Annotated in this window: 3 protein-coding genes and 1 pseudogene; 3 read left to right on the top strand and 1 reads right to left on the bottom strand. The window is 63.7% G+C overall.

The annotated features are described in order from the left end of the window. On the top strand, nt 1-235 hold a 235-nt coding region (locus Y704_RS23825), incomplete at its 5' end, for a hypothetical protein (protein ID WP_216698936.1). A 356-nt stretch (nt 236-591) separates the two neighbouring features. Here the strand turns inward: Y704_RS23825 and Y704_RS23830 are convergent. Then, nucleotides 592-1,410, bottom strand: coding sequence for a hypothetical protein (locus Y704_RS23830; RefSeq protein ID WP_216698937.1), 819 nt, complete (start codon nt 1,408-1,410; stop codon nt 592-594). Between Y704_RS23830 and Y704_RS18440 the strand changes: the two are divergent. Both Y704_RS18440 and Y704_RS0102430 read left to right on the top strand, forming a co-directional pair. Beyond that, nucleotides 1,373-1,648, top strand: a pseudogene (locus Y704_RS18440) (DDE-type integrase/transposase/recombinase); the annotation flags it as partial. The gene Y704_RS23830 and the pseudogene Y704_RS18440 overlap by 38 nt on opposite strands. Before the next feature lie 121 nt (nt 1,649-1,769). After that, a partial coding sequence (locus tag Y704_RS0102430; RefSeq protein WP_026548932.1) for an IS1380 family transposase occupies nt 1,770-3,088 on the top strand: 1,319 nt, incomplete at its 3' end.

The following is a 3,088-nucleotide window of genomic DNA, read 5'->3' on the forward strand; positions in this document are numbered from 1 at the left end:
CAATTACGATGAGCCAGAAATGTTCACCGGCACCGCAATCTCCGGTGAGATCACATTACCGTTGAGAATGCCTCCACTGAGCGATCCGCTTGGCGTATTTGACGGAGCGGTACCGCTAGCTGTCGGACCGGCCAGATCGGTTGGCTCCGATTCTCCAAGTGAAGCCGAATTCCCGATCACCGACACCGAATTATCGGAGATATTTACCGGCACCGTAATCTCCGGCGAGATTTGAACGCCATTGAGAAGTCCGTCAGAAGAATTGCCAAGTAGACCGGGCTCCGTACCGCTCGCCCCGATCGAAGTGCCGAGTGAGAGGGCTGCGTCACCCACGACCGAACCGGCCGCGGTCTGCGGAGACGCCGTGATGATTCCGAGCTGTGAACCTGGCTCCAGGCCCGGTGTCGCCGGCCTATCCGAGGCCGACGCCCCATCTGCCCCAAGGACGATGATGCCTCCGGCTAGGAGGACTCCGTAGAGCCCGCGCTGCACACATGTACGCATGATGTTCTCCCGTAATTGATAAGTGGTTTACGGTGCTCTTGCACCGGTTCGAGCCGCTGGCCGCGCGAAGGCGCGGGAGGGCTTCCACTAATCAGGAGATGAACCCGGATCGAAAGCTGGAGGATTGGGAACACCTGCGGGGTCGGCGCCCGACAAAGCGCCTCGCTGGAAGGGTGGAAGGAACCACGTGGTGGCGCCGAGTGCTGCCGGCGAGCCCGCTGTTCCTGCTCCGGTGGTTGAAAGAGTACTGCCACTCGCAGACATCGGCGTTGCGAGGAAAGGAGCCTCAACGGGCTCCACTGTCAGTTGTGCAAGGGGGAAAGCGTGCGGGGCCGATGATGCGATCTCCATCGGGGTGACAATCGCAGTCGCTGCACTGTCGGTCGCCAGAGTGACAAGCGCCGTGTCCTCCGTCTCGGGGGCACCCTGCTGCACATCAGCGCTGGGCCGTTCAGCGGCCGATGTCGCCGTCGTTGCTGACGGAGCTCCAAGCTCCACTTCATGCTCGGCAAGTGCAAGTGCAAGTGCAAGTGCAAGTGCAGGTGCAGGTGCAGGTGCAGGTGCAGGTGCAGGTGCAGGTGCAAGAGGAGGGGAAAGAGGAGCAATCTGGTTGTCGACGGGTTCGACGACGGCGACCGGGCCGCTGATCACTCCACCTGGCAGGGCCGTGACGCCGCCAGTTGCGTCGACGAGATCGACAACAGGCTGCGTCACCCGCGAGGCCGGGCCTGGCAGGACAATCGAGCTGACGATGGGTACCTGGGCAAGGACGCCGTCAACGGCCGCCGTGAGCGGTTGAACGACGGAGGCGACGGGCAGCGAAACGACCGGGGGAACTTCCCGCACCAGATCGGGGGCGATGGGAAGTGTGTTCTCCCGCCGGGTGGTCGGCTGGCAGCTGTCCACGACACTGCACACGACCCTGGCATTGGATGCGTTGGAGATGGGGCTCTGGACCCGCCAGCACGCTGGAAAGGACGTCTCCCAGCTCGTGCATCACAGCGACAGAGGAGTGCAGTATCGTGCCATCCGCTATACCGAAAGGCTCGCTGAATCCGAAGCAGTCGCTTCCGTCGGCGCCAAGGGAGATAGCTACGACAACGCCATGGCCGAGGCCCTGAACTCCTTGTTCAAAGCGGAATTAGCCTCGGGCTTTCATGAGGGCGGCCCGGCGGTGCGTGTTTAATAGCTGAAAGGTGCTCCTGACGTGGGAAAATGTTGTTACCACACAGCAATTTCGAGCACGTCGAGGGAGCACCTTCCAGGTGAGCAACACTACCGGTTTCTACCCGTCCGTCCGCTTCGATTCGGCAGGTGCCGGGTTGGTTTCCCAGGCGGGCGGGTTGATCCTCACGGACACGGTCCGGGCCTCCGGTCTCGGCGCCGGACTCACCGACGCGCTATCGCCGTGGCGTAAGCCGTTCGCGGTGCACGACCCGGCCAAGATCCTCACCGATCTGGCGCTGTCTCTGGCCACCGGCGGCGACTGCCTCGCGGACGTGGACCGGCTTCGTGCCCAGCCGCAGGTTTACGGGAGTGTCGCTTCGGATCCGACGGTCAGCCGGTTGATCACGGCCCTGTCCACCACTGCCCCGGCGAAGGCGTTGGCGGCGATCAACATGGCCCGCGCCGCAGCTCGCGCCCATGTTTGGGCGGCAGCCGGGGAGCACTCGCCGCTGCACGGAGTCAGCAAAGATGCGCCGTTGGTCGTGGACTTGGATGCGACCCTGTTGACCTCGCACTCGGAGAAAGAAGACGCCCGTCCGACGTGGAAGAAAGGGTACGGGTTTCACCCACTGGCGGCATTCGTGGATCACGGTGCCGACGGGACAGGGGAACCCCTGGCGGTCCTGCTGCGGCCCGGGAATGCTGGCTCGAACACCGCTGCGGATCACATCGAGGTCACACGCGACGCGCTCAAGCAGTTACCGAGAGGCTATCGGTCGGGTCGGAGGGTGATGATCCGCACCGATTCCGCCGGCGGGACGCACGGATTCCTGGACTGGCTCACCGTCAAGCACCGGAACCTGGGCTACTCGGTCGGGTTCCCCATCCACGGCGCAGTCGAAGCAGCCCTACCCCTGGTCCCGAAGAACGCGTGGACCCGGGCCTACAACAGTGACGGGATCGAACGCGACGGTGCCTGGGTCGCCGACCTCACCGGGATGCTGGAGTTGTCATCCTGGCCTGCCGGGATGCGCGTCATCGTCCGTAAAGAAGTCCCTCACGTCGGAGCTCAGCTGAGGATCACCGACGTCGATGGGATGCGCTATACCGCGCTGGCCACCAACCAGGAGCACGGGCAACTGGCGGACCTGGAAGTCCGGCACCGGTTACGTGCCCGCTGCGAGGACCGGATCCGTAACGCCAAGGACACCGGGCTGGCGAATCTGCCCTTGCACTCATTTGCGGCGAACACGCTTTGGTGCCACCTGGTGATGCTCGCCTCCGAACTCATGGCCTGGGCTCAGATGCTCGCGCTCCACGGCACGAAAGCCAGACAGTGGGAACCGAAAAGACTCCGGGCGAGGATCTTCGAAATCGCCGGCAGGATAAGCTCCCACGCCCGAAGGCTGACCGTTCA

This window comes from Arthrobacter sp. Br18 (assembly GCF_000520555.1).
Lineage (GTDB): Bacteria > Actinomycetota > Actinomycetes > Actinomycetales > Micrococcaceae > Arthrobacter_D.